This is a genomic window from Frisingicoccus caecimuris, assembly GCF_004340975.1.
In the GTDB taxonomy this organism is placed as follows: Bacteria; Bacillota; Clostridia; order Lachnospirales; family Lachnospiraceae; genus Frisingicoccus; species Frisingicoccus caecimuris.
Map to the genome: position 1 here is coordinate 106,748 of NZ_SLXA01000007.1, position 24,832 is coordinate 131,579.

Here is a 24,832-nt window from a genome sequence, read left to right on the forward strand (position 1 = left end):
TGAAACCAATAAATATACGCAAACAAGCGTGACAATAAATCAGACACTTGAAAGGAGTGAACAAAATGGGTATTAAGACATTTAACCCATATACACCTTCCAGAAGACATATGACCGGTTCTGATTTCTCGGAGATCACAAAATCCACACCGATGAAATCCTTAGTTGCAAAAAAGAAAAAAACTGCCGGACGTAATAATCAGGGAAAAATCACAGTTAGACATCACGGTGGTGGTGCAAAACAGAAATACAGAATTATCGATTTCAAGAGAAATAGAAAAGATGGTATTCCGGCTACGGTTAAAGCAATCGAATACGATCCAAACAGAACAGCCAATATCGCTTTGATCTGCTATGCAGACGGTGAATATTCTTATATCCTGGCTCCAAACGGACTTCAGGTTGGAATGAAAGTTATGAGTGGTGCGGATGCTGAAGTCAGAGTGGGTAACTGCTTACCTCTTTCCGAAATTCCTGTTGGTACTCAGGTACACAATATTGAGTTATATCCTGGCAAGGGCGGCCAGCTGGTTCGTTCCGCTGGTAACGCTGCTCAGTTAATGGCTAAAGAAGGAAAATATGCAACCCTTAGATTACCTTCCGGTGAAATGAGAATGGTACCGATCAGCGGCCGCGCGACCATCGGTCAGGTTGGAAACACAGATCATGAGCTGATCAATATCGGTAAAGCTGGTCGTAAACGTCACATGGGTATCCGCCCAACAGTCCGTGGTTCTGTTATGAACCCGAATGACCATCCACACGGTGGTGGTGAAGGACGCGCACCAATCGGACGTTCTGGCCCAATGACTCCATGGGGCAAACCAGCACTGGGTCTTAAGACTCGTAAAAAGAACAAAAAATCTAACAAGATGATTGTTCGTAGACGCGACGGAAGCATGATTAAATAAGAATAATCTAAGGAGGTAAGACGCATGTCTAGATCATTAAAAAAAGGACCATTTGCAGATGCAAGCTTACTTAAAAAAGTAGATGCTATGAACGCAGCTGGTGACAAGTCTGTTATTAAGACCTGGTCCCGCCGTTCCACGATCTTCCCGCAGATGGTTGGACATACAATTGCTGTACATGATGGCAGAAAACATGTTCCAGTATATGTTACTGAAGATATGGTTGGTCACAAATTAGGAGAATTCGTTGCCACTCGTACTTACAGAGGACATGGCAAAGACGAAAAGAAAGCAAGACGTTAGTTTGAAAGGAGGTTTTATCCATGGCTAAAGGACATAGATCCCAGATTAAAAGAGAAAGAAATGCGAATAAAGATACAAGACCAAGCGCAAAATTATCCTACGCCAGAGTATCCGTTCAGAAAGCGTGCTTCGTTCTCGATGCGATCAGAGGCAAGGATGTAAAAACAGCATTAGCAATTTTGGCATATAACCCAAGATATGCTTCTACAGTTATAGAGAAATTATTGAAATCTGCAATTGCAAATGCAGAGAACAACAATGGAATGAACCCAGACAACTTATTCATTGAGGAATGTTATGCAGATAAGGGACCTACAATGAAGAGAATCAGACCGAGAGCACAGGGTAGAGCTTACAGAATCGAAAAGAGAACAAGCCACATTACCATCGTGCTGAATGAGAGATAGGAGGAAAATCATGGGACAGAAAGTTAATCCTCACGGCCTCAGAGTCGGAATTATTAAGGATTGGGATTCCAGATGGTATGCGGAAGCAGATTTTGCAGACAATCTGGTAGAAGATTATGAAATCAGAAAATACCTTAAAAAGAGATTATACAACTCAGGTGTAGCCAAGATTGAAATCGAAAGAGCGTCTGACCGTCTGAAAATTATCATCTACACAGCAAAACCGGGTGTGGTTATCGGTAAAGGTGGTTCTGAAATCGAAAAAGTTAAAAGAGAACTTCAGAAATTTACAGATAAGAAATTACTGCTTGATATCAAAGAAGTAAAGAGACCAGAAAGAGATGCTCAGCTTGTTGCTGAAAACATCGCTGCTCAGCTGGAAAACCGTATTTCTTTCCGTAGAGCAATGAAATCTGCAATGCAGAGAACAATGAGAGCCGGCTGCCAGGGTATCAAAACTTCCGTATCCGGCCGTCTTGGCGGAGCTGATATGGCTCGTACAGAGTTCTACAGTGAAGGTACTATTCCACTTCAGACACTTCGTGCTGACATCGATTATGGATTTGCAGAAGCTGATACAACTTATGGTAAAGTTGGTGTTAAAACATGGATTTACCATGGAGAAGTACTTCCAGTAAAGGGAACAAAGGAAGGGAGCGATAAATAATGTTAATGCCTAAAAGAGTTAAACGTCGTAAGCAGTTCCGTGGTACTATGAGAGGAAAGGCAACACGTGGTAATAAAATTTCTTATGGTGAATATGGTATCGTAGCCTTAGAGCCAGGTTGGATTAAATCAAACCAGATTGAGGCAGCCCGTATCGCTATGACACGTTACATTAAACGTGGTGGTAAAGTTTGGATTAAAATTTTCCCAGATAAACCAGTAACTACAAAACCAGCTGAAACACGTATGGGTTCCGGTAAAGGATCTCTTGAATATTGGGTAGCAGTTGTTAAGCCGGGCCGTGTAATGTTTGAAATTGCCGGTGTGCCTGAAGAAGTTGCCAGAGAGGCTCTTCGTCTTGCAACACATAAGCTTCCTGTAAAATGTAAAGTTGTTTCTCGCGAAGACTTAGAAGGCGGTGATAACAGTGAAAATTAATGTATATGTAGAAGATTTAAAAAAGAAATCAGCTGCAGAATTAAATGACGAATTAGTAGCTGCTAAAAAGGAACTTTTCAACCTGAGATTCCAGAACGCAACAAATCAGTTAGATAACACGAGCAGAATTAAGGAAGTTCGCAGAAACATTGCCAGAATTCAGACCGTTATCTCTGAAAAAGCGAACGCTGCACAGTAATCTGGAAAGGAGGAATTTGTTGTGGAAAGAAACCTTAGAAAAGTAAGAGTTGGAAAAGTAGTCAGCAATAAGATGGACAAGACAATCGTTGTTGCTATTGAAGACCGTGTAAAACATCCTCTTTATAAGAAGATTGTTAATAGAACTTATAAATTAAAAGCTCACGATGAAGCAAATGAATGTAACATCGGCGACAGAGTAAAAGTGATGGAAACAAGACCGTTATCTAAAGATAAGAGATGGAGACTTGTAGAAATCGTTGAAAAAGCTAAATAATTGGTTTCGGATTAAGGAGGTAACGTCATGATTCAACAGGAGACTAGACTTCGTGTTGCTGACAATACAGGTGCAAAAGAATTACTCTGCATCCGCGTATTAGGTGGTTCAACAAGAAGATATGCGAATATCGGTGACATTATCGTTGCTTCGGTCAAAGATGCAACACCAGGCGGTGTTGTAAAGAAGGGCGATGTTGTTAAAGCCGTTGTAGTTCGTACTGTAAAAGGTGCCCGCCGTAAAGACGGTTCATATATCAGATTCGACGAAAACGCTGCAGTTATCATCAAAGATGATATGAATCCAAAAGGAACTCGTATTTTTGGACCTGTGGCCAGAGAGCTGAGAGAGAAACAGTTTATGAAGATTGTTTCCCTGGCACCAGAAGTACTTTAAGGAGGCGCCAACCATGATGAAGATTAAAAGAGATGACCTTGTAAAGGTAATCGCAGGTAAAGATAAAGGTAAAGAAGGCAAAGTTATTGTTGTCAATCATAAAAAAGGCACTGTTCTTGTAGAAGGTGTAAATATGGTTACAAAACATACAAAACCATCCGCGCAGAACCAGGCCGGCGGCATCGTTACTCAGGAAGCTCCAATCGACGCATCCAACGTTATGTATGTTTACAAGGGAAAAGCAACACGTATCGGTTTTGCTGAAAAAGACGGTAAAAAAGTCCGTGTGGCTAAACAGTGTAATGGTGAAGTTATTGACTAATTGAGAAGGGAGGTTATTCACGGTGAGTAGATTAAGAGATATGTATTACAATGAAATCGTTCCGGCAATGATTTCAAAGTTCGGATATAAGAATGTCATGCAGGTACCGAAGCTTGACAAAATTGTTTTAAACATGGGCGTTGGCGAAGCTAAGGATAACGCTAAAGTTTTGGAATCTGCAGTTAAAGATATGGAAATTATTGCAGGTCAGAAAGTTGTTACGACCAAAGCAAAAAATTCCGTTGCTAACTTCAAGATCAGAGAGGGTATGGCTATCGGCTGTAAGACAACTCTGAGAGGCGAAAAAATGTATGAATTTGCAGATCGTCTTGTAAACCTTGCACTTCCACGTGTACGTGACTTCAGAGGTGTTAATCCGGATGCATTTGACGGAAGAGGTAACTACGCTTTAGGTATTAAAGAACAATTAATCTTCCCTGAAATCGAGTATGACAAAGTTGACAAAGTAAGAGGTATGGATGTTATCTTCGTTACAACAGCCCATACAGATGAAGAAGCTCGTGAATTATTAAGATTATTTGGTATGCCATTTAAAAAGTAGTTAGGAGGGAAATCCATGGCTAAAACAGCGATGAAAATTAAACAGCAGCGCCCACAGAAATTCTCCACAAGAGAATACAATCGCTGCAGAATCTGCGGACGTCCACATGCTTATTTAAGAAAATATGGCATTTGCAGAATTTGTTTCCGTGAATTAGCATATAAAGGTGAAATTCCAGGAGTTACAAAATCAAGCTGGTAGGAATAAGTGAAAGGAGGAACTTATCATGTCAATGAGCGATCCAATTGCAGATATGCTTACAAGAATCCGTAATGCAAATACTGCGAAACATGATACTGTCGATGTTCCGGCATCCAAGATGAAGGAATCCATCGCTAAAATTCTTTTAGATGAAGGATATATTAAAGGCTACGAAATCATTGAAGACGGAATAGCAAAAACGATTAAAATCACCCTGAAATATGGTGTAGATAAAAACCAGAAGACCATCAGCGGAATTAAGAGAATTTCCAAACCGGGTCTTCGTGTATATGCTGGCAAAGATGAACTGCCAAAGGTACTTGGCGGACTTGGTGTTGCTATCATTTCTACAAACAAAGGTGTTGTAACAGACAAAGAAGCCCGCGCTATGAACGTAGGCGGCGAAGTTATCGCTTTTGTGTGGTAACCATGAGACCTTGGTGAGTGCGAACGTTTGCGAAGCACGAACCTAGTTCGAAGGTTCTTCGCGACACTTAATGAAAGCAAGCTTTTGCGCAGCTTGAATTTAGTGGAGGCGAAGATACCCCTATATTTACCTCTTTAGTGGAGGCGAACATTCTCGTATGCTTGCCTCTTTAGTGGAGGCGAAGATACCCGTTCTCTCGTAGTTGAGATGAACAAATCCGTTCTGCTTTGTCGGAAACGGAGCGTCTCTCTCCGGGGAGACTTTAAGCCCTGCTGTCAGGGGTGAATCGGCAGTGAACTGAAAACAGAAGGGGTACGGCCCCTTCCGAGAATTTAAGTTAGGAGGAAAAAGGCATGTCACGTATCGGTAGATTGCCAATCGCAATTCCTGCAGGTGTTACTGTAGAAATCGCAGAGAACAACAAGGTTACTGTTAAAGGACCAAAGGGAACTCTTGAAAGAGAATTACCTGTTGAAATGAAAATCGAAAAAGATGGAGATTCCATCATTGTTTCCAGACCAAATGAATTAAAGAGAATGAAATCTTTACATGGTCTGACCCGTACATTGATCAACAACATGGTGATCGGTGTTACCGAAGGTTATAAGAAAGAACTTGAAGTAAACGGTGTTGGCTACAGAGCTCAGAAACAGGGCAAGACACTTGTTTTAACTTTAGGCTACTCCCATCCGGTAGAGATGGTTGATCCGGAAGGTGTTGAGACCACATTGGATGGCCAGAACAAGATCATCGTTTCTGGTATTGATAAAGAAAAAGTTGGCCAGTACGCTGCTGAAATCAGAGACAAGAGAAGACCTGAACCATACAAGGGCAAAGGTATCAAGTATGCTGATGAAGTCATCAGACGTAAAGTTGGTAAGACTGGTAAGAAATAATTAAGGAGGATAGCGTAAGATGGTTAAGAAAGATTCAAGAAAAGAAATTCGAGTTAAAAAGCATAGAAGACTGCGTAACCGTTTCTCTGGCACTGCCCAGCGTCCTCGTTTAGCTGTATTCCGAAGCAACAACCACATTTATGCACAGATCATTGATGATACTGTAGGTAATACACTGGTAGCAGCTTCCACAGTTGAAAAAGAAATCAAAGCTGGTCTTGAAAAGACGAATGATGTTGCAGCTGCAAGTGCTGTAGGCACAGCAATTGCTAAAAAGGCTTTAGATAAAGGCATTACTGAAGTCGTATTCGACAGAGGCGGATTTATTTATCAGGGTAAAATTAAAGCTTTAGCTGAAGCAGCTAGAGAAGCTGGATTACAGTTCTAGCAGGGAGGAGAACAGATGAAACGTACAATTATTGATGCTAGCCAATTAGAGTTAACAGAAAAAGTAGTATCAATTAAACGTGTCACAAAGGTTGTTAAAGGTGGACGTAACATGCGTTTTGCCGCTTTAGTTGTTGTAGGCGACGGCAATGGACACGTTGGTGCTGGCTTAGGAAAAGCAACTGAAATTCCTGAAGCTATCCGCAAAGGAAAAGAAGATGCTATAAAGAAACTTATTGAAGTTCCGTTGGATGAAAATAAGAGTATTCCACATGATTTCCAGGGTAAATTCGGTAGCGCAAACGTATTGTTAAAAAGAGCTCCTGAAGGTACTGGTATCATCGCTGGTGGTCCGGCGCGTGCCGTACTGGAATTGGCTGGATACAAAAACATCCGTACAAAATCTTTAGGTTCCAATAATAAACAGAACGTCGTACTTGCCACAATCGAAGGATTGGGTGCCTTAACGACTCCAGAAGAAGTTGCTAAGAAACGTGGAAAATCTGTTGAAGAAATCTTGGCATAGGAGGAGGAGTATAAAATGGCAGATAAATTAAAGATTACTTTAGTTAAATCTACAATTGGTGCAATTCCTAAACATAGAAGAACTGTTGAAGCTTTAGGTTTGAAGAAACTTAACAAAACTGTTGAGCTTCCGGATAACGCATGTACCAGAGGTATGGTAAAGCAGGTAAAACACTTAGTGAAAGTAGAAGAAATCTAATAGACAGTGAGGAGGTGCACGTATGAATTTATCAGAATTAAGACCGGCAGAAGGTTCAAAACACAGCGATAATTTCAGAAGAGGCCGTGGACACGGTTCAGGAAACGGCAAGACAGCTGGTAAAGGTCATAAAGGTCAGAAAGCTCGTTCCGGAGCACCAAGACCAGGCTTTGAAGGTGGTCAGATGCCATTATACAGAAGATTGCCGAAGAGAGGTTTCACAAATAGAAATTCCCTGGAGATTGTAGCCATTAACGTTGATGCATTAAATCGTTTTGATAACGATGCAGAGGTTACTGTAGAGACATTAATTGAAACAGGCATCATCAAAAATCCTAAGGATGGCGTAAAGATTCTTGGTAACGGCGAACTTACAAAAAAATTAACAGTAAAGGTTAATGCTTGCAGCGCAAGTGCCGAGGAAAAAATTAAAGCTTTAGGTGGAACAGTAGAGGTGATCTAATGCTTACAACCTTAAGGAATGCATTTAAGATCAAAGAAATCCGTGGAAGAATTCTTTTCACATTATTTATACTGGTTGTCGTGAGATTGGGAGCTCAGCTTCCAATCCCAGGCGTCAGCCGGGATGTGTTCAGTGCCTGGTTTGCAGCCCAGACTGGCGGAGCATTTAATTTCTTTGATCAAATGACCGGCGGTTCATTCACTCAAATGTCTGTATTTGCTTTGAGTATTACACCGTACATTACATCTTCTATTATCATGCAGCTGATGACCATCGCCATTCCAAAACTGGAAGAGATGCAAAAAGATGGTGAAGATGGAAGAAAGAAAATTCGTGAATATACAAGATATGTAACCATTGCTCTGGCTGTTGTTGAAGGCCTCGCAATGGGTATTAATCTTTACCGGGGCGGCAATCTGATGCATAACAACGTGTTGGATGTTATCATGGTAGTTGTAGCTTTGACAGCCGGTTCATCACTCCTGATGTGGATGGGCGAGCAGATTACGGATAAAGGTGTGGGTAATGGTATTTCCATTATCCTTCTGATCAATATTATTTCGACCATTCCAAACGATTTCGGACTTTTATATGACAAGTTCATGCGTGGAAATAATATTGTCAAAGCAGGTATCGCAGCGATCATTATTCTTGCGGTTATCTTGTTTATTGTCGTATTTGTTATTTATCTGCAGGACGGCGAGCGCCGCATTCCTGTACAGTATTCAAAAAAAGTCGTTGGACGCAAGATGGTAGGGGGAAGTACTTCAAGTATTCCTTTGAAGGTTAATACCGCCGGCGTAATGCCGATCATCTTCGCATCTTCGATTATGTCTTTGCCGGGAATCATTGTCGGTTTTCTTGGCAAGAACCCAGGCGGTATTCCAGGAACAATCCTGGCTGTATTGAGTAGTTCCAACTGGTGTAAACCATCACAGCCGGTCTACTCGGCTGGTTTACTGATTTATATTCTTCTGGTCGTGTTTTTTGCTTATTTCTACACATCCATTACTTTCAACCCGTTGGAAGTTGCGGATAATATGAAAAAGCAGGGCGGCTTTATTCCGGGTATTCGTCCTGGAAAGCCTACTTCAGAATATTTAAATAAGATTTTGAATAATGTTATTTTTATTGGTGCGGTAGGTTTGATCGTAGTAGCCATTATCCCGATTTTAGCTACGGGAATCTTTGGCGTTAATGTTTCATTTGGCGGAACATCCTTGATTATTATTGTAGGTGTTGTACTTGAAACATTAAAACAGATTGAGTCCTTAATGCTTGTAAGACATTATAAAGGATTTTTAAATGACTGACAGGTCTGATTTTTCGCGGTGAGCACAGGCCGTATAGGAATTTTATGTTCCTATATGGCATTGACCGCGAACGTATATATTATATATTTATGAATCATCAGAAGTTGTTGGACATATGTTTGGAGGCAAATTATGAAAATAATTATGTTAGGTGCACCTGGTGCCGGAAAAGGTACGCAGGCAAAAAAGATTGCCGATTTGTGCAAGGTTCCACATATATCAACTGGAGATATTTTCAGAGCTAATATTAAGCAGGGAACAGAACTCGGAAAGAAAGCAAAAACTTATATGGATGCTGGCGAACTGGTTCCTGATGAATTAGTCTGTGATCTCGTTGTTGATCGAATTCAACAAGATGACTGTACCGAAGGGTTTATTTTGGACGGCTTCCCGAGAACGATTCCTCAGGCTGAAGCGTTGACAAATGCCCTGAATGCTATCGAACAAAAGATGGAATATGCGTTAAATATCGATGTTCCAGATGAAAATATAATTCATAGGATGGCCGGCCGCAGAGCATGTGTTGGATGTGGAGCTACATATCATGTGGAGTTTAATCCACCAAAAGTTCAGGATGTCTGCGATGTGTGTGGAGAAGCGCTTGTCCTCAGAGATGATGATAAACCGGAAACGGTAATGAATCGTCTGAACGTTTATCACGAACAGACAAAACCATTGATTGATTACTATGAGAAGCAGGGCATTGTGCATACGATCGATGGTACTCAGACAATGGATCAGGTATTCAGTGATATTCGTAAAATTTTAGGAGTATAAATATGTCAGTTACAATTAAGTCAGAACATGAAATTGGATTGATGCGGGAAGCCGGAAGGCTTTTGGCTATCATGCATGAAGAGCTTCAAAAAGAAATCAAACCGGGGATGTCCACCTGGGATATCAATCACATGGCCGATACGATCATCCGTGATTTTGGCTGTGTTCCAAATTTTCTGAATTATAATGGATATCCGGCGACAATCTGTACATCTGTCAATGATGAAGTTGTCCACGGAATTCCTTCCAAAGAACGAATTCTTCAGGACGGTGATATTATCAGTCTGGATTGTGGATTGATTTACAAAGGATATCATTCCGATGCAGCACGGACCTGGGGTGTTGGAGAAATTTCAAAAGAAGCACAGAGACTTATCGATGTAACAAAACAAAGTTTCTTTGAAGGTATAAAATTTGCCAAAGAAGGAAATCATCTCTATGAGATTTCAAAGGCAATCCAGGATTATGCTGAAGGGTTTGGGTATTCCATTGTTCGGGATCTGGTTGGACACGGAATAGGAACCCACCTTCATGAAGATCCACAGATACCGAATTTCAAACCAAAAGGCCGGGGCCTGAAGCTTCAGGCAGGCATGACCCTTGCAATTGAGCCGATGATCAATGAAGGTGTCTATGATGTCGAGTGGTTGGATGATGACTGGACTGTGGTAACCGCAGACGGAAAGTTATCGGCACATTATGAAAATACTATTTTAGTTACAAAAGATGGCTGTGAAATTTTAACATTGAGGTAATTAAAATGGCAAAAAAGAGAGATGTGAATCGGTTCCGGGCCGGGCAGATGGCGCTGTCAGTTGCAGGCCATGATCGGGGAAAGCTGTATGTGATTCTTGAAATCCAGGACGAGACGGTGCTGCTTGTGGATGGCATCCGTAAGACAGTAGAGAAACCAAAGAAAAAGAATATCCGTCATATACGCCGAATGAATTACATAGACCCGGAGATTGATGCCAGGCTAAACGGTGAATGTCCATTAAATAATGAAGATATTTTAAAAGCCATTCAGCTTTTTGAAGCGAAATGTAAGGTAATAGGAGGCTAATATGTCAAAAGCAGATGTTATTGAAGTCGAAGGAACTGTTGTTGAGAAGCTGCCAAACGCGATGTTTCAGGTGGAATTGGAAAATGGCCATCGGGTGTTAGCCCATATCAGCGGAAAGCTTCGCATGAATTTTATTCGAATTTTACCGGGTGATAAAGTAACCATCGAGTTATCTCCTTATGATTTGACAAAAGGAAGAATAATTTGGAGAGACAAGTAAAAAATTCTTGACTTGTCACATTGTGGGATGCTATAATTGTTCGTGAACGTTTTGAAAGGAGAGATTTCTAATGAAGGTAAGATCATCAGTAAAGCCTATCTGCGAAAAATGCAAAGTCATTAAGAGAAAAGGCAGTATCCGGGTTATCTGTGAAAATCCTAAGCACAAACAGAGACAGGGCTAATCAATAAATTAATTAGGCTTGTATTTTGTGTTATAAAACGATTTTTCTGACGAGAGTCAGAAAGAAAGTATGCGGCTGCAGCGATGAAACACCAGGATGTGTTGTAATCGCTATTAAATAAATAGAATTTTTTATGAGCAGGGCCTGAGCCTGCCTATTGTCATGTCTTTTAGTCAAGGAGACAGGACATATGTAAATATTGAATAATAAAAAGAAAGAACCAGTGGAGGTGTAATTACATGGCTCGTATCAGTGGTGTAGATTTACCAAGAGAGAAGCGTGTCGAAATCGGCCTTACTTACGTCTACGGAATCGGTAGAGTAAGTTCAAATCGTATCCTTAAAGAAGCTAATGTTAATCCAGATACACGTGTAAGAGATTTAACAGACGAAGAAGTGGCCAGAATCAATGCTGTTGTTAATGAAACTCAGACAGTTGAAGGTGATTTGCGTCGTGAAATCGCTATGAATATTAAGAGATTACAGGAAATCGGATGTTATAGAGGTATCCGTCATAGAAAAGGTCTTCCAGTTCGTGGCCAGAAGACAAAGACAAATGCGAGAACTCGTAAAGGTCCTAAGAGAACAGTAGCAAATAAGAAGAAATAAGTAACCTAATAGGAGGTTTGGTTCAATGGCTAAAAAAGTTACAAAAAAAGTGACTAAAAGACGTGTTAAAAAGAACGTTGAGCGTGGACAGGCACATATTCAGTCATCTTTTAATAATACAATTGTTACATTAACAGATTCCGAAGGAAATGCTCTTTCATGGGCAAGTGCTGGCGGTCTTGGATTCAGAGGCTCCAGAAAGTCCACACCATATGCTGCACAGATGGCAGCTGAGACAGCAGCAAAAGCTGCATCCGTTTATGGATTAAAATCCGTTGAAGTTATGGTAAAAGGTCCTGGTTCAGGACGTGAAGCTGCAATCCGTGCTCTGCAGGCTTGCGGTATTGAAGTAACCAGCATCAGAGACGTAACACCAGTTCCGCATAACGGATGTCGTCCACCAAAAAGAAGAAGAGTCTAATAGGAGGTTAAATTAGATATGGCTAGAGATATGGTTCCAGTATTGAAGAGATGTAGAAGTCTTGGTCTCGACCCAATTTATCTGGGTGTTGATAAAAAATCTAATAGACAGTCTATTAGAGGCAATAGAAAAAAGAGTGAATATGGACAGCAGCTTACTGAAAAACAGAAAGCAAAATTCATTTATGGTGTTCTTGAAAAACCTTTCAGAAACTACTTTGCAAAAGCAAGCAAGATGAAAGGTACTTCCGGTGAAAACCTGATGATCTTACTTGAAAGCAGACTGGATAATGTTATTTTCCGTCTTGGCTTTGCAAGAACTCGTAAAGAGGCAAGACAGATCGTTGGTCACAAACATGTTTTAGTAAACGGTAAACGTGTGAATATTCCGTCCTATCAGGTAAAGGCTGGAGACACTGTTGAAATCCGTGAAAAATCCAAAGGATCTCAGAGATATAAAGATATTTTAGAAGTAACAGGAGCAAGAATTGTTCCGGAATGGCTTGAAGCTGATCAGGAAAACCTTTCCGGTACTGTAAAAGCGCTTCCTACCAGAGAACAGATTGATGTTCCGGTAAATGAAATGCTTATCGTCGAATTGTATTCTAAATAATAGCTTATTAAGCTAGAGTGTTACCCTCAAAGAAACCTAACCCATTAAAGGAGGGCTAATAATAGTGTTTGATTTTGAAAAACCGAAAATTGAGATTGCACAGATTTCCGAAGATAATAAATACGGACGTTTTGTTGTAGAACCTCTGGAAAGAGGCTATGGTATCACGCTTGGTAATTCGCTGAGAAGAATTATGCTTTCATCCCTTCCAGGCTCTGCAGTGAGTCAGGTCAAGATTGACGGCGTTGTTCATGAGTTCAGTTCGATTCCGGGTGTCAAAGAAGACGTTACTGAAATTATTATGAATATCAAAAGTCTGGCAATAAAGAATACAAGCGCATCAACTGAGCCTAAGACTGCATATATCGAGTATGAGGGCGAAGGTGTTGTAACGGCAGCAGATATTCAAGTGGATCCAGATATCGAGATCTTGAACAAAGATCAGGTTATCGCCACTTTGAGCGGCGGTACAGACTGCAAATTGTACATGGAATTAACCATTACAAAGGGCCGTGGTTACGTAAGTTCGGATAAAAACAAAAACGAAGATCTGCCAATTGGTGTGATTCCGGTAGACTCCATCTACACACCTGTAGAGAGAGTCAACATGAACGTGGAGAATACCCGTGTTGGCCAGATTACCGATTTTGATAAGCTTACACTTGATGTATTCACAAATGGTACATTGGGACCAGATGAGGCTGTAAGTCTGGCAGCAAAAGTTTTAAGCGAACATTTGAATCTTTTCATTGATCTGTCTGAAAATGCCAAAACAGCTGAAGTTATGGTAGAAAAAGAGGATAATGAAAAAGAAAAAGTTCTTGAAATGAATATTGATGAATTAGAGTTATCTGTTCGTTCTTATAACTGCTTGAAGAGAGCAGGTATTAATACGGTTGAAGAGCTGACGAACAGAACTGCAGAGGATATGATGAAGGTTCGTAATCTTGGACGTAAATCTTTGGAAGAAGTTCTTGCCAAATTGAAAGAACTGGGCCTTCAGTTAAATCCAAGTGATGAATAATCGCGATATTGAAGTAGAGTAGGAGGAGGCTAAATCATGGCAGGCTATAGAAAACTTGGAAGAACTTCCAATCAGAGAAAAGCTTTACTTAGAAATCAGGTTACGGCTTTGCTCGACAATGGCAAAATTCGTACAACTGAATCTAAGGCTAAAGAAATCCGCAGAATTACCGAAGGTCTGATTGCTCTTGCTGTTAAGGAAAAAGATAATTACGAAACAGTAACTGTGCAGGCTAAGGTTGCTCGTAAAGATAAAGACGGCAAGAGAGTAAAAGAAGATGGAAAGGTTGTTTTTGATACTGTTGAAAAAACGATCAAAAAAGACAGCCCATCCCGTCTGCATGCAAGAAGACAGATGTTAAAAGTGCTTTATCCGGTAACAGCTGTTCCGGAAGAAGCTGCCGGTAAAAAAGCTGCTACAAAAAAAGTAGATTTAACAGATAAGCTGTTTACAGAAATTGCGCCAAAATATGCTGACCGTAATGGTGGTTACACACGTATTGTGAAGATCGGACAGCGTAAAGGCGATGCTGCAATGGAAGTACTGATCGAATTAGTATAAGAGTAGCTGAATAGAAAGTAAAAAACACAGGTGAGTCACACCTGTGTTTTTTAAAATCAGCAGGAGCTTTTTCACAATTCAGGAAGGAAGCACTTATGGGAATTATCAAAGCTGCGAAATTATTTTATGACTATGTGAGTAAAGATGAACATGATGAGATTGAAGAAGTCATTCATGCCGTATCCGGCGTGGATTTAGATGTGGAAGCCGGACAGTTTATTGCCATTCTTGGACATAATGGTTCAGGAAAATCTACTCTGGCGAAACAGATGAATGCGCTGCTTGTTCCCACAGGAGGGACTTTGTGGGTAAAGGAGATGGATACCAGTCAGCCGGAAAATGTCTGGAATGTACGTCAGACCGCCGGGATGGTCTTTCAGAATCCGGATAACCAGATTATTGCCAGCCTGGTTGAGGAAGACGTGGGTTTTGGACCGGAAAACCTTGGTGTGCCTACAGAGGACATATGGAAACGTGTCAATCAGGGTTTGAAATCTGTAGGAATGCTGGAGTACAGTCATCATTCTCCAAACAGACTTTCCGGCGGACAAAAGCAGAGAGTGGCTATTGCGGGAGTTATGGCCATGGAACCGGAGTGCATTGTCCTGGACGAGCCGACGGCTATGTTGGATCCGAACGGCCGTAAAGAAGTTATAGAGACGGTTCGCCAGCTAAATCAGGAAAAGAAAGTGACTGTCATTTTGATTACACATTACATGGATGAGGTTGTCCATGCAGATAAAGTATACGTGATGGATGATGGAAAGATCGTGCTTTCAGGGACGCCGCGGCAGGTATTTTCCCAGGTGGAATATTTGAAACAGCTTCGTCTGGATGTGCCTCAGGTGACAGAACTGGCCTATGAGCTTCGGCAGTCTGGTGTGGATGTGCCCGAGGGGATTTTAACAATTGAGGAATTGGTTGAGTCTCTGGAAAGATTTAAAAGCAGGTGACGACATGGGAATACGTTTAGAACATGTAAATTATATATACAGTCCGGATAATGCATTCCGTAAACAGGCGCTGAGAGATGTAAATCTGGAAATTCAGGACGGTGAGTTTATTGGACTTATCGGACATACGGGATCCGGAAAATCAACGCTTATTCAACATTTAAACGGTTTATTGAGGGCAACGAGCGGGCAGATTTATTATAATGAGCAAAACATTTATGATGATAAATATCGAATGATAGATTTACGCAGTCAAGTGGGACTAGTGTTTCAGTATCCGGAGCATCAGCTTTTTGAGATGACGGTCTTAAAGGATGTCTGTTATGGACCGAAAAATCTTGGGTTGGATGATGATGCGGCAGTCGAGCGGGCTAAAGAGGCGCTGGCTATGGTCGGAATGACGGAAAAGGATTATTCAAAGTCACCTTTTGAACTTTCCGGCGGGCAAAAACGCCGGGTGGCGATCGCCGGTGTATTGGCGATGCATCCCCAGGTCATTGTTCTGGATGAACCGACAGCCGGACTTGATCCCAAGGGGCGAAACGACATTCTGAATCAGATTTCGGCGCTGCATAGGCAGACAGGGATAACGATTATCCTGGTTTCACACAGTATGGAAGACGTGGCAAAATATGTGGATCGAATCATCGTTATGAATCGGGGAGAGGTGTTTATGGACGACACGCCAAAGGAAATCTTTCGCCAGTCGGAAGCTTTGGAGAGAGTCGGTCTTGCAGCGCCTCAGGTAACCTATGTCATGCGGCAGCTTCATAAGATATTTCCGGAATTGCCGGAGGATGTTACGACTGTAGAGGAAGCGAAGGAAGCTTTACTACATTGCCTGGAGGCGGATAAATGATTAGAGATATTACAATTGGGCAATATTATCCGGCGAATTCTGTGATTCACAGGCTGGATCCAAGGGTCAAGTTATTGGGGACCATTGTTTTTGTTGTGACTGTATTTTTTGTAAATGATCTGATGGGGCTGGCTTTGGCGACTGTGGCTCTGGCGGCGGTTATCGGACTTTCAAAGGTTCCTTTGAAATATATGTTAAAAGGGCTTAAAGCTATTTTCATATTGATGATTTTTACAGTTCTTCTCAATATTTTTCTGACGCCGGGAACAGAACTTGTCCATTTAGGATTTTTAAAAATTACAAAAGAGGGTCTTGTCCTTGCCGGAAAGACGGCCATTCGTCTGATTTATTTAATTGTGGGTTCTACGATCATGACGTTGACAACGACGCCGAACCATTTAACAGATGGACTGGAAAAGGCATTGGGGCCTCTTAAAAAGATCCATTTTCCGGTGCATGAGTTGGCTATGACCATGTCGATCGCATTGCGGTTTATACCGATTTTAATGGAAGAAACCGATAAGATCATGAAGGCTCAGCAGGCCCGCTGTGCTGATTTTGAGAGCGGTAATCTGATTCAGCGGATGAAAAGCCTGATACCGATTCTTGTGCCCCTGTTTATTTCGGCCATCCGACGGGCGAATGACCTGGCAATGGCAATGGAAGCCCGCTGTTATCATGGAGGTGTAGGCCGCACGAAAATGAAACCGCTTGTTTATGCGCTGCGGGATTATCTGGCTTACCTGCTCATTTTAGTTTATATCCTTATCTGGACCGGGGTGAAGGTATGGCTTTAAGACGAATCAAGCTTGTAGTGGCCTATGACGGTACGAATTACTGTGGGTGGCAGGTACAGCCTAACGGCGTATCTGTTCAGGCGATGCTTCAAAAACATATCGAGGCTCTGACTGGAGAAAAAATTATGCTTACCGGCGCCAGTCGGACCGATTCTGGTGTGCATGCCCTTGGTCAGGTGGCGGTGTTTGATACGTCAAGACCATGGCCGGCGGAGCGGTTTGTTCCGGCGCTGAACCAGCGGCTTCCAAAGGATATTGTGATCCAGTCAGCGGAAGAAGTGGCGGCTGATTTTCATCCGAGATATCAAAAGACATTAAAAACCTACGAATATCGTATTTTAAATCGCCGGGTGCCATTGCCGAACCAACGGCTGAACAGTTATTTTGTGCCCCAGCCCCTGGATTTGGAGGCAATGAGCAAAGCAGCTGAAGAAATTATCGGTACCCATGATTTTCACAATTTTTGTTCGGTCAAGACTAAGGTGACAAATACTGTGCGGACGATTACGAATCTGACGTTGACCAGGGAAGAGGATATGATCTGTCTTCGGATTACCGGTGATGGTTTTCTTTATAATATGGTACGCATCATTGTAGGCGGATTATTGAAAGTCGGATTTCATAAAAAGACGGCGGCGGATATCCGAAAAAGTCTTGAAACCAGTGAGCGGTATGTGGTTGGCCCAACGGCCCCGCCCCAGGGCTTAACCCTGATAAATATTGAATATTTGGAATAAAAATGCTTGACAGTACTTTTTATTTGCCATATAATATTTAATTGTGACGATATGTCTAAAAATGCGAAATCCAAAGCCCCGGTAAGTAGCATTTATTAAAGAATACATTGTTTTTAGTACATTAAGGAGGTCCAAACCATGAAAAGTTACATGGCTAGTCCAGCAACAATCGAAAGAAAATGGTATGTAGTTGATGCAGCAGACCAGACATTAGGTCGTTTAGCTTCCCAGGTTGCCAGTGTTTTAAGAGGTAAAAATAAACCAACATATACACCAAGCATGGATACAGGTGATTATGTCATTGTTATCAATGCTGATAAGGTTAAAGTTACAGGTAAGAAATTAGATCAGAAAGTATACTACAGACATTCCGATTATGTTGGTGGTATGAAAGAAACGACTCTGAAAGAGTTAATGGCAAAAAAACCAGAAGATGTTATTAATTTTGCAGTTAAAGGAATGCTTCCAAAGGGACCGCTCGGAAGACAGATGATCAAAAAACTTCATGTGTATGCAGGTCCGGAACATAACCATGCTGCTCAGAAACCAGAAGTATTGGAAATTAAATACTAATAATATCGGAAGGAGAGAAGAACATTGTCTAGTGTAAAATATTACGGAACAGGAAGAAGAAAGAAAAGTATCGCCAGAGTATACCTTGTACCTGGAACAGGTAATATCACCATTAACAAAAGAGATATTGATAACTATTTAGGTCTTGAAACTTTAAAAGTTATCGTAAGACAGCCATTGGTTGCTACAAATACAGTAGATAAATTCGACGTTATCGTAAATGTTCATGGCGGTGGATTTACAGGACAGGCCGGTGCGATCAGACATGGTATCGCAAGAGCATTACTGAAAGCAGACAACGATTACAGACCAGTTCTTAAGAAAGCAGGTTTCTTAACACGTGACCCACGTATGAAAGAACGTAAGAAATACGGTCTCAAGGCAGCCCGTCGTGCTCCGCAGTTCAGCAAGCGTTAATCGGCTGGATATTTACAATCAAAAAAGCTCAAAAACCCCGGAAAATCAAGGCTTTCCGGGGTTTTCTTATGCCCCAAATCGCTGATACTGTTTGTTCTGATTTGAAATGATTTGGTGTGATTTGACCCTGTTTTTAGTAGTTAACGATGGGGGAACCAGCGTTTTTGACCCCATTTTAGTTAACGGATGGGGGAACCTTTGCCCCATACCTTTACCAGTTAGTAGATTACTCTGAGATCAAGGCGCTGGCCACCGGCAATCCGCTTATCATCGAAAAGTGCAATCTGGATATGGAGGTGGGCAAGCTCAATATGCTCAAGGCCAGCTACCTGAGCCAGAAGTATGCTCTGGAGGACATAAGAGTAAGCGACCAAATGTATGGGTATCTGAATTGAATGGATGGACAAAAATACGAATAGATTATAGCATGCGTCCTTTTTCGTGGCAGGAATATGTAGCTGATGTTGACGAGATAAGAACCAATGTCAATGATTTGGTCGTTGAGACAATCAAACTTATTGATGATGTATACAGGAAAGGGAGATATACGCAGGATCGAGGAAAAAGGATTGATGATCGGCTAAAAGTGTTTAGAGAACACACATTCGCCGAAAATCTACTCCCTTATTTTGCTGTTGACCCATACTGTCTTTATTCTGAAGGAAACGCTAAAAGCCCTGTTGCGGAGTATTTACCAATGCGCCAATTGCTTTCAGTTGGTAAGTATGAGAACTTCAGAAAATACTTGAATGATGTATATTCCTCATTAGACAATTTCTATAATCAATTTGCAGAAGTTCTGCGTGTACGAATTAACAAGCAAGATATTAGCACTGTTGAAAATCCAAGGCTTGCTATGTTTAATCTATACTCTGCAGCAAAAGCTCTTACAGATTTTCAGAAAGAGTATGATTTATTATTTTCTAACTATAGTTCACTTAATGAAAATTTTGCAAAAGAAGAGCTTGAAAATGTTCTTACTTTAGTTAATGTCTGGCGTTATGTACTTGATAATCAACAGAAAGGTTATGCAATTGCCTACGATGCAAAGCAAAAATATCGCAAGGGAACAAATTACTTTGGCGATACGCTTTCAAAAGCTGTTACAGCGGTGGATGGTACGCTTTTCAAAGGTGAGAAATACGCCTATATCATTGTTGATTACAAAATGGATGATAGTAATACGCTTGACAGAATTGCAAAACCAATGTTTCCTTGTGAAATAGAGCCGGCATTGGTCGAAAAAATTAACGCAAGCGAAACTTTGAACATTTGGGTTGATTCCATGAGAAAGCTGGGTGAAATGAAGTTGTACATTCAGCGTTATCAGCAAGTTATGCAAGTGTCAGTCGATGAAAAGTGTCTTTGTAGTTTAACATCCTTCACAGAATTGCTGATCGAACAGATTAATTCACTCTGGAAGGACTTTTTTTGTCCGAAGATATCGTAAATAAAATGATTGAGGGAGCGGATGAGCAAAATAGTGAGTTATTAAATGTTGTACAGCTTTTCTTTGATTGCTACAAAGAAATTGAAACGGTTATAAGAAATAAAAAGGATCCAAGTGAACTCATACAGATAATCGATACAGTGTCTATAGTAATGTTTGCTTTACAGCCTTTTGTATCGGAGCATGGTTCTCATTACGAATATGCTTAAAAATCAGCCGAGTGGTTTTAACTGCTCGGCTGACCATTTTGTTCCAATGATTTTCCATATAACTAAACTAGCGGTGATGCTTGGATTGCAAATCGTGCGCTAAAAGAAAATTCGATGACTAGATGTGCTGATTGTATAAATCGAAGATTGCTTTGCCTATATATCCAATAAGCTGAATACGGAAAAGGAATACTACGAATACTACTATGATGAAATCATTATTCCAGAGGAGCCGTGCGGAGTTCACTACAAAGCCGCGATTCAAAAGCGAAACCGATGGATGGTGGACAGAGCCGATTGCCTGATTGCCTATCTATTCCGGGATTTTGGCGGTGCCTATGAAACCGTCAAATACGCGAAAAAGCAAGGCAAGCCGGTCATCAATCTTGCAGAACAGAAATGAAATTATACATTTGATATTGCCCTGCCCTATGGGTATAGTAAAAGAAAAACAGGAGTGAAAACCATGAGTGACACATATTTTGATTTGCCCTCCCGTCTGGAGGATTCCTTCACGGAGATCGACAGTGATATTGTGACTGACCTGCGGAAAACCAGCGAAGAATACGCGGACATTCAACAGCAGATTTCTGATCTGAAAAAGCGGTTCCCGTGTATTATGAAAGTGATGGAGGACAAAGGTGAGATTCGCCTGACCGCAGAAGAACACGCTGCATTTGTCCAATGCCTTCGGTTATCCCGGAAGCTGGATGATATGGAGCATCTACAACATGTTACAAACTTCTCAAAAATAAAAGTTTATAGTATCAATTCTACAAACTTGATTTTTTTACGAGATTTGTGATATGATTCTAAGCGAAAGGTGGTGCTTTCTTTATGCAAAAAACAACGCTGCGAAAACGTGACCTCTATCTGAATCGAATTATCGCATTTCAAGATACAGAAATGATCAAGGTCATGACCGGTATCCGACGCTGTGGAAAATCCAGTTTGATGAAGCTGATGGCGGAGCATTTGCGGGATACTGGAGTGACTGATGACCAAATTATCGAAATGAACTTTGAGTCTATGAGTATTCCGGATATGGACGCAAGAGGATTTTACGAATATGTCAAAGCGCGCATTTGCCCGGATAAACGGACATACCTCTTTTTTGACGAGGTGCAGAAGGTGCGTGGTTGGGAAAATGCGGTCAACTCTTTCCGGGTAGACTTTGACTGCGATATATATATTACGGGTTCCAATGCCTATCTACTTTCTTCTGAGCTTTCCACTTACCTATCTGGACGATATGTGGAAATCAAGGTACTGCCATTATCCTTTAAGGAATTTCTGTATTTTCACGGCTATACCCTGACGGAACGGAAGTCGCCTGCAGGTGGTGTCAGAAAGCGGATCACAGATACAGAGGGCGAAACTTATGATGTAAAAGAACTTTTTGACGCCTATGCCAGATTTGGCGGTATGCCCATGCTGGCAGATGTGGGCTTGGAAATTGACCGGGTGACAGCCGCTTTAGACGGTGTGTATTCTGCTGCCGTTATCAATGACATCCTGGAACGGGAAAAGAGAAAAGGTCAGCGAAATATCACAGACCCAGTGCTGCTGAGAAAAATCATCTTGTTTTTGGCGGACAATATTGGCAACAACACTTCCGCAACCTCCATCGGAAACACCCTAGTCAATGAGGGCCTTTTGGAGAATGGAACCCGAAAGACAAAGCCTGCCGTACAGACAATTCAGGCGTATATCGAAGCTCTGACAGAAGCCTATATCTTCTATGAAATCAAGCGCTTTGATATTAAGGGCAAGGAGTATTTGCGTACGCTGGGCAAATATTATATTGTGGACATAGGTCTGCGAAATTACCTGCTTGGTTATCGTGACGGTGACAGCAGACATATTCTGGAGAATATCATCTACTTTGAACTGTTGCGCCGTGGCTATGATGTAGCCATCGGTAAAATTGACAATCAGGAAGTTGACTTTATTGCCACCAAAGCAGATGAGAAAAAATATATCCAGGTTACAGAATCAATGAACGCTCCAGAAATGAGAGAACGAGAGCTTGCGCCTCTGCGTAAAATCCGGGATAGTTACGAAAAGGTTGTTATTGCCTTGGAGTGTGATCTTACCCAGACACAGGACGGAATTAAAATTATTAGAGCGCTGGATTTCCTTCTGGAGTGACAGACCGTTTCAACACATACAAACTTCTTTTCTGTCTCATAAAATTAATCGTCTCGATTTTCTTTCTCAATGAGATTTTTTTGAATCATAATGGTATAATGGTTTGAGTAAATGAACAAAGGAGATAAACCTATGTCCGAACATAGTAATGAGATAAAACAGCTTGCTGAGGAATTTGAAGCCTGTCAAAAGGTTTTGTTGGCACTTGGAGATGAAAATCGCCAGCACCTGATTCTGGAAATGATGAAAATTGATGAGTGCGGCGGTGTGCGTGTCGGTACTATTACGGAAAAAACCAATCTATCCCGTCCTGCGGTGTCCCACCATATTCAAATTTTGAAGGAAGCAGGCATTTTGAAAATGCGTCGGGAAGGCACGAAACACTATTATTACTTTGACGCAGATACAGAAGCGATGAACCGCCTGATTCATATGCTGGAGCATGCCAAACGCTTTATGGAACAGTTGCCTGACAGGAGTGTACAGAAGGCGGAACGTAGATTATAAGAAAGGAACTTATCATCGTATGCTTGCAAAAATTATTGTATGCCTGATTGCAGGTGCGGGAGCCGGGTTCGGCACTGGACTTGCCGGACTGTCCGCAGCCGCCGTGATCGCACCGATGCTGGTGACATTTCTCCATGTAAACGCCTATGAAGCGGTGGGCATTGCGTTATCTTCCGATGTGCTGGCTTCGGCTGTCTCGGCTTATACCTATAAAAAGAATAAAAATCTGGATGTAAGAAACGGCTTGGTCATGCTGGCCTCCGTTTTGGTTTTCACGCTGGTCGGAAGTTATTTGGCATCTCTGCTTCCGCAAACGGCGATGGGCGGATTTTCTATGTTTATGACACTTTTTGCGGGCCTGAAGTTCATTTTTCGTCCCGTTATGGAGGCCAGGGAAAGCAATAAAAACCGAAGTAAACAAAAAGCTGCAGTTCAGTCCATTGTCTGTGGGGCGGCTGTTGGTCTGATTTGCGGCTTTGTAGGCGCTGGCGGCGGGATGATGATGCTTTTGGTACTGGTCAGTGTGCTGGGTTATGAATTGAAAACCGCAGTGGGAACCAGCGTGTTTATTATGACTTTTACTGCACTGACCGGAGCCATCTCCCACTTTGTTATCGAAGGCGGGATTTCCGATTACTCAATTTTGATTATGTGCATTATTTTTACTTTGATCGGCGCAATGATTACCGCAAAATTTGCTAACAAAGCATCACCGAGAGTAATGAACCGAACGCTCGGATTCGGGCTTGCGATAATGAGCGTGGCTATGATTATTGTCAATTATATATAATGGAGGGATAAAACATGAGCATTACAGAAGTGATGAAAGCACGCCACAGTGTGCGCCAGTACAAAAATCAACCAATCGGCGCAGAAACTCTTTTGGTACTGCAATCAGAGATTGACCTCTGCAATAAAGAAAGTGGTCTGCATATCCAGCTTGTCACAAACGAACCGAAAGCCTTTGACGGATTTATGGCGCACTATGGGAAGTTCAGTGGAGTGACGAACTATATTGCTCTGATCGGTGAAAAGAGTTCTGCGCTTGATGAGAAGTGCGGTTATTTTGGTGAGCGATTGGTGCTAAAAGCGCAGGAACAAGGTTTGAACACCTGTTGGGTTGCAATGACATACAGCAAAATTAAAACTGCTTTTACTGTAGAAAAGGGCGAAAAGCTCTGCGCTGTCATTGCACTCGGATATGGGAAAACGCAGGGCGTTCCGCATAAATCAAAAGCAATCTCTGAGATCGCCAAAGTGGAAGGAAAAATGCCGGAGTGGTTCAAAAACGGTATTGAAGCGGCACTGCTAGCCCCCACAGCTATGAATCAGCAGAAATTTATGTTTACACTGGATGGAAGCAAGGTATCTGCAAAAGCCGGAAGAGGCTTTTACACAAAACTTGACTTGGGGATTATTAAATATCATTTTGAAGTTGGAGCAGAAAAAGAATTCTTTTATAAAACATATGGGGCCGTTGCAAAATAGATGAATAATCATCTATGGAGCAATGGCTCCATTTTTATGTCTAAAAATAGAAAAGCAGGATCCGAAGAACCTGCCATCCATGGTATAATAAGATATGCCTAGTAAATTAAAATACCATAAAAATTATACCGAATTTGGCGAGCCTTATCAACTGGTTTTGCCATTAAATTTGGAAGGTTTGGTTCCTGACGATGATTCTGTCCGACTGCTGAGCCACGAATTGGAGGATTTAGACTACAGCTTGCTGTATCAGGCTTACTCTGCCAAAGGCAGAAATCCGGCAGTGGACCCAAAGAGCATGTTCAAGATCCTGACTTATGCTTATTCACA

The 24,832-nt window shown here is 41.6% G+C and carries 42 protein-coding genes and 1 pseudogene; all 43 read left to right on the plus strand.

Annotated elements, in window-relative coordinates:
• Positions 1–65: 65 nt before the first annotated feature.
• A complete protein-coding gene (gene rplB / locus EV212_RS08425; RefSeq protein WP_132091742.1) occupies positions 66–911 on the plus strand; it encodes a 50S ribosomal protein L2 in 846 nt (281 codons plus the stop codon).
• Positions 912–935: 24 nt separating this feature from the next.
• Positions 936–1,214, plus strand: a complete 279-nt coding sequence (gene rpsS, locus EV212_RS08430) for a 30S ribosomal protein S19 (RefSeq protein ID WP_132091745.1) — start codon at positions 936–938, stop codon at positions 1,212–1,214.
• Positions 1,215–1,234: 20 nt separating this feature from the next.
• Entirely contained in the window at positions 1,235–1,621 is a 387-nt protein-coding gene (gene rplV, locus EV212_RS08435; protein ID WP_132091748.1) for a 50S ribosomal protein L22, read from the plus strand.
• A gap of 10 nt (positions 1,622–1,631) precedes the next feature.
• On the plus strand, positions 1,632–2,288 hold the full coding sequence (gene rpsC / locus EV212_RS08440) for a 30S ribosomal protein S3 (RefSeq protein ID WP_132091751.1): 657 nt from the start codon (positions 1,632–1,634) through the stop codon (positions 2,286–2,288).
• Positions 2,288–2,725: a 50S ribosomal protein L16 gene (rplP, locus tag EV212_RS08445; protein ID WP_132091754.1), complete on the plus strand. Its 438-nt coding sequence runs from the start codon at positions 2,288–2,290 to the stop codon at positions 2,723–2,725. Before rpsC ends, rplP begins: the two co-directional genes overlap by 1 nt.
• Positions 2,715–2,924, plus strand: coding sequence for a 50S ribosomal protein L29 (gene rpmC / locus EV212_RS08450; protein WP_132091758.1), 210 nt, complete (start codon positions 2,715–2,717; stop codon positions 2,922–2,924). Before rplP ends, rpmC begins: the two co-directional genes overlap by 11 nt.
• A 21-nt stretch (positions 2,925–2,945) precedes the next feature.
• Complete coding sequence (gene rpsQ / locus EV212_RS08455; RefSeq protein WP_132091760.1) at positions 2,946–3,200, plus strand: 30S ribosomal protein S17; 255 nt, start codon at positions 2,946–2,948, stop codon at positions 3,198–3,200.
• A 27-nt stretch (positions 3,201–3,227) separates the two neighbouring features.
• Positions 3,228–3,596: a 50S ribosomal protein L14 gene (rplN, locus tag EV212_RS08460; protein ID WP_132091763.1), complete on the plus strand. Its 369-nt coding sequence runs from the start codon at positions 3,228–3,230 to the stop codon at positions 3,594–3,596.
• 13 nt (positions 3,597–3,609) lie between these two features.
• Complete coding sequence (gene rplX, locus EV212_RS08465; RefSeq protein WP_243115512.1) at positions 3,610–3,918, plus strand: 50S ribosomal protein L24; 309 nt, start codon at positions 3,610–3,612, stop codon at positions 3,916–3,918.
• 22 nt (positions 3,919–3,940) lie between these two features.
• Entirely contained in the window at positions 3,941–4,480 is a 540-nt protein-coding gene (gene rplE, locus EV212_RS08470) for a 50S ribosomal protein L5 (protein WP_132091766.1), read from the plus strand.
• Positions 4,481–4,495: 15 nt separating this feature from the next.
• Entirely contained in the window at positions 4,496–4,681 is a 186-nt protein-coding gene (locus EV212_RS08475) for a type Z 30S ribosomal protein S14 (protein WP_132091769.1), read from the plus strand.
• 25 nt (positions 4,682–4,706) lie between these two features.
• A complete protein-coding gene (gene rpsH / locus EV212_RS08480; protein ID WP_132091772.1) occupies positions 4,707–5,108 on the plus strand; it encodes a 30S ribosomal protein S8 in 402 nt (133 codons plus the stop codon).
• A 353-nt stretch (positions 5,109–5,461) separates the two neighbouring features.
• Positions 5,462–6,004, plus strand: a complete 543-nt coding sequence (rplF, locus tag EV212_RS08485) for a 50S ribosomal protein L6 (RefSeq protein WP_132091775.1) — start codon at positions 5,462–5,464, stop codon at positions 6,002–6,004.
• 19 nt (positions 6,005–6,023) lie between these two features.
• On the plus strand, positions 6,024–6,392 hold the full coding sequence (rplR, locus tag EV212_RS08490) for a 50S ribosomal protein L18 (RefSeq protein WP_132091778.1): 369 nt from the start codon (positions 6,024–6,026) through the stop codon (positions 6,390–6,392).
• Between the two features lie 15 nt (positions 6,393–6,407).
• A complete protein-coding gene (gene rpsE / locus EV212_RS08495) occupies positions 6,408–6,917 on the plus strand; it encodes a 30S ribosomal protein S5 (RefSeq protein WP_132091781.1) in 510 nt (169 codons plus the stop codon).
• A gap of 15 nt (positions 6,918–6,932) precedes the next feature.
• The gene (rpmD, locus tag EV212_RS08500; RefSeq protein ID WP_132091784.1) at positions 6,933–7,115 is read left to right on the plus strand and encodes a 50S ribosomal protein L30; all 183 of its coding nucleotides are present in this window, start codon (positions 6,933–6,935) and stop codon (positions 7,113–7,115) included.
• A gap of 22 nt (positions 7,116–7,137) precedes the next feature.
• Positions 7,138–7,578: a 50S ribosomal protein L15 gene (gene rplO / locus EV212_RS08505; protein WP_132091787.1), complete on the plus strand. Its 441-nt coding sequence runs from the start codon at positions 7,138–7,140 to the stop codon at positions 7,576–7,578.
• A complete protein-coding gene (secY, locus tag EV212_RS08510) occupies positions 7,578–8,891 on the plus strand; it encodes a preprotein translocase subunit SecY (protein ID WP_132091790.1) in 1,314 nt (437 codons plus the stop codon). Before rplO ends, secY begins: the two co-directional genes overlap by 1 nt.
• Before the next feature lie 132 nt (positions 8,892–9,023).
• On the plus strand, positions 9,024–9,668 hold the full coding sequence (locus EV212_RS08515) for an adenylate kinase (RefSeq protein WP_132091793.1): 645 nt from the start codon (positions 9,024–9,026) through the stop codon (positions 9,666–9,668).
• Between the two features lie 2 nt (positions 9,669–9,670).
• On the plus strand, positions 9,671–10,423 hold the full coding sequence (gene map / locus EV212_RS08520; RefSeq protein ID WP_132091796.1) for a type I methionyl aminopeptidase: 753 nt from the start codon (positions 9,671–9,673) through the stop codon (positions 10,421–10,423).
• A 5-nt stretch (positions 10,424–10,428) separates the two neighbouring features.
• On the plus strand, positions 10,429–10,731 hold the full coding sequence (locus tag EV212_RS08525) for a KOW domain-containing RNA-binding protein (protein ID WP_132091799.1): 303 nt from the start codon (positions 10,429–10,431) through the stop codon (positions 10,729–10,731).
• 1 nt (position 10,732) lies between these two features.
• Positions 10,733–10,951, plus strand: a complete 219-nt coding sequence (gene infA, locus EV212_RS08530; protein WP_132091802.1) for a translation initiation factor IF-1 — start codon at positions 10,733–10,735, stop codon at positions 10,949–10,951.
• 70 nt (positions 10,952–11,021) lie between these two features.
• On the plus strand, positions 11,022–11,135 hold the full coding sequence (gene rpmJ, locus EV212_RS08535) for a 50S ribosomal protein L36 (RefSeq protein WP_073992704.1): 114 nt from the start codon (positions 11,022–11,024) through the stop codon (positions 11,133–11,135).
• Positions 11,136–11,374: 239 nt separating this feature from the next.
• Positions 11,375–11,743 (plus strand): 30S ribosomal protein S13, encoded by a 369-nt coding sequence (gene rpsM / locus EV212_RS08540; protein WP_132091805.1) that lies wholly within the window; start codon positions 11,375–11,377, stop codon positions 11,741–11,743.
• 25 nt (positions 11,744–11,768) lie between these two features.
• Positions 11,769–12,164 carry a 30S ribosomal protein S11 gene (rpsK, locus tag EV212_RS08545; RefSeq protein WP_132091808.1) on the plus strand — a complete coding sequence of 132 codons (396 nt, stop codon included), beginning with the start codon at positions 11,769–11,771 and terminating at the stop codon, positions 12,162–12,164.
• A gap of 18 nt (positions 12,165–12,182) precedes the next feature.
• Positions 12,183–12,776 carry a 30S ribosomal protein S4 gene (gene rpsD, locus EV212_RS08550; RefSeq protein ID WP_132091811.1) on the plus strand — a complete coding sequence of 198 codons (594 nt, stop codon included), beginning with the start codon at positions 12,183–12,185 and terminating at the stop codon, positions 12,774–12,776.
• Positions 12,777–12,840: 64 nt separating this feature from the next.
• Positions 12,841–13,800: a DNA-directed RNA polymerase subunit alpha gene (locus tag EV212_RS08555; protein WP_132091814.1), complete on the plus strand. Its 960-nt coding sequence runs from the start codon at positions 12,841–12,843 to the stop codon at positions 13,798–13,800.
• Positions 13,801–13,836: 36 nt separating this feature from the next.
• Positions 13,837–14,361: a bL17 family ribosomal protein gene (locus tag EV212_RS08560; protein ID WP_132091817.1), complete on the plus strand. Its 525-nt coding sequence runs from the start codon at positions 13,837–13,839 to the stop codon at positions 14,359–14,361.
• 95 nt (positions 14,362–14,456) lie between these two features.
• A complete protein-coding gene (locus EV212_RS08565; protein ID WP_132091820.1) occupies positions 14,457–15,314 on the plus strand; it encodes an energy-coupling factor transporter ATPase in 858 nt (285 codons plus the stop codon).
• A 4-nt stretch (positions 15,315–15,318) separates the two neighbouring features.
• Entirely contained in the window at positions 15,319–16,173 is an 855-nt protein-coding gene (locus EV212_RS08570; protein WP_132091823.1) for an energy-coupling factor transporter ATPase, read from the plus strand.
• Positions 16,170–16,970, plus strand: a complete 801-nt coding sequence (locus EV212_RS08575) for an energy-coupling factor transporter transmembrane component T family protein (RefSeq protein WP_132091826.1) — start codon at positions 16,170–16,172, stop codon at positions 16,968–16,970. The genes EV212_RS08570 and EV212_RS08575 overlap by 4 nt, the downstream gene beginning before the upstream one ends.
• Positions 16,961–17,707, plus strand: coding sequence for a tRNA pseudouridine(38-40) synthase TruA (gene truA, locus EV212_RS08580; protein ID WP_132091829.1), 747 nt, complete (start codon positions 16,961–16,963; stop codon positions 17,705–17,707). Before EV212_RS08575 ends, truA begins: the two co-directional genes overlap by 10 nt.
• 138 nt (positions 17,708–17,845) lie before the next feature.
• Positions 17,846–18,280, plus strand: coding sequence for a 50S ribosomal protein L13 (gene rplM, locus EV212_RS08585; RefSeq protein WP_132091833.1), 435 nt, complete (start codon positions 17,846–17,848; stop codon positions 18,278–18,280).
• A 24-nt stretch (positions 18,281–18,304) separates the two neighbouring features.
• Positions 18,305–18,697, plus strand: coding sequence for a 30S ribosomal protein S9 (gene rpsI, locus EV212_RS08590; protein WP_132091836.1), 393 nt, complete (start codon positions 18,305–18,307; stop codon positions 18,695–18,697).
• A gap of 277 nt (positions 18,698–18,974) precedes the next feature.
• Positions 18,975–20,147 carry a hypothetical protein gene (locus EV212_RS08595; RefSeq protein ID WP_132091839.1) on the plus strand — a complete coding sequence of 391 codons (1,173 nt, stop codon included), beginning with the start codon at positions 18,975–18,977 and terminating at the stop codon, positions 20,145–20,147.
• Positions 20,129–20,356 (plus strand): hypothetical protein, encoded by a 228-nt coding sequence (locus EV212_RS08600; RefSeq protein ID WP_132091842.1) that lies wholly within the window; start codon positions 20,129–20,131, stop codon positions 20,354–20,356. Before EV212_RS08595 ends, EV212_RS08600 begins: the two co-directional genes overlap by 19 nt.
• Before the next feature lie 280 nt (positions 20,357–20,636).
• A complete protein-coding gene (locus tag EV212_RS13725; protein ID WP_243115513.1) occupies positions 20,637–20,759 on the plus strand; it encodes a nucleoside 2-deoxyribosyltransferase in 123 nt (40 codons plus the stop codon).
• 63 nt (positions 20,760–20,822) lie between these two features.
• The gene (locus EV212_RS08610; protein WP_207669084.1) at positions 20,823–21,161 is read left to right on the plus strand and encodes a DUF6664 family protein; all 339 of its coding nucleotides are present in this window, start codon (positions 20,823–20,825) and stop codon (positions 21,159–21,161) included.
• 32 nt (positions 21,162–21,193) lie between these two features.
• A complete protein-coding gene (locus EV212_RS08615) occupies positions 21,194–22,507 on the plus strand; it encodes an ATP-binding protein (protein WP_132091845.1) in 1,314 nt (437 codons plus the stop codon).
• Between the two features lie 132 nt (positions 22,508–22,639).
• Positions 22,640–23,014 (plus strand): ArsR/SmtB family transcription factor, encoded by a 375-nt coding sequence (locus EV212_RS08620; protein WP_132091849.1) that lies wholly within the window; start codon positions 22,640–22,642, stop codon positions 23,012–23,014.
• Positions 23,015–23,033: 19 nt separating this feature from the next.
• Complete coding sequence (locus EV212_RS08625) at positions 23,034–23,804, plus strand: sulfite exporter TauE/SafE family protein (RefSeq protein ID WP_132091852.1); 771 nt, start codon at positions 23,034–23,036, stop codon at positions 23,802–23,804.
• 14 nt (positions 23,805–23,818) lie between these two features.
• On the plus strand, positions 23,819–24,502 hold the full coding sequence (locus EV212_RS08630) for a nitroreductase family protein (protein ID WP_132091855.1): 684 nt from the start codon (positions 23,819–23,821) through the stop codon (positions 24,500–24,502).
• A gap of 94 nt (positions 24,503–24,596) precedes the next feature.
• Positions 24,597–24,832, plus strand: a pseudogene (locus EV212_RS08635) (IS5/IS1182 family transposase); the annotation flags it as partial.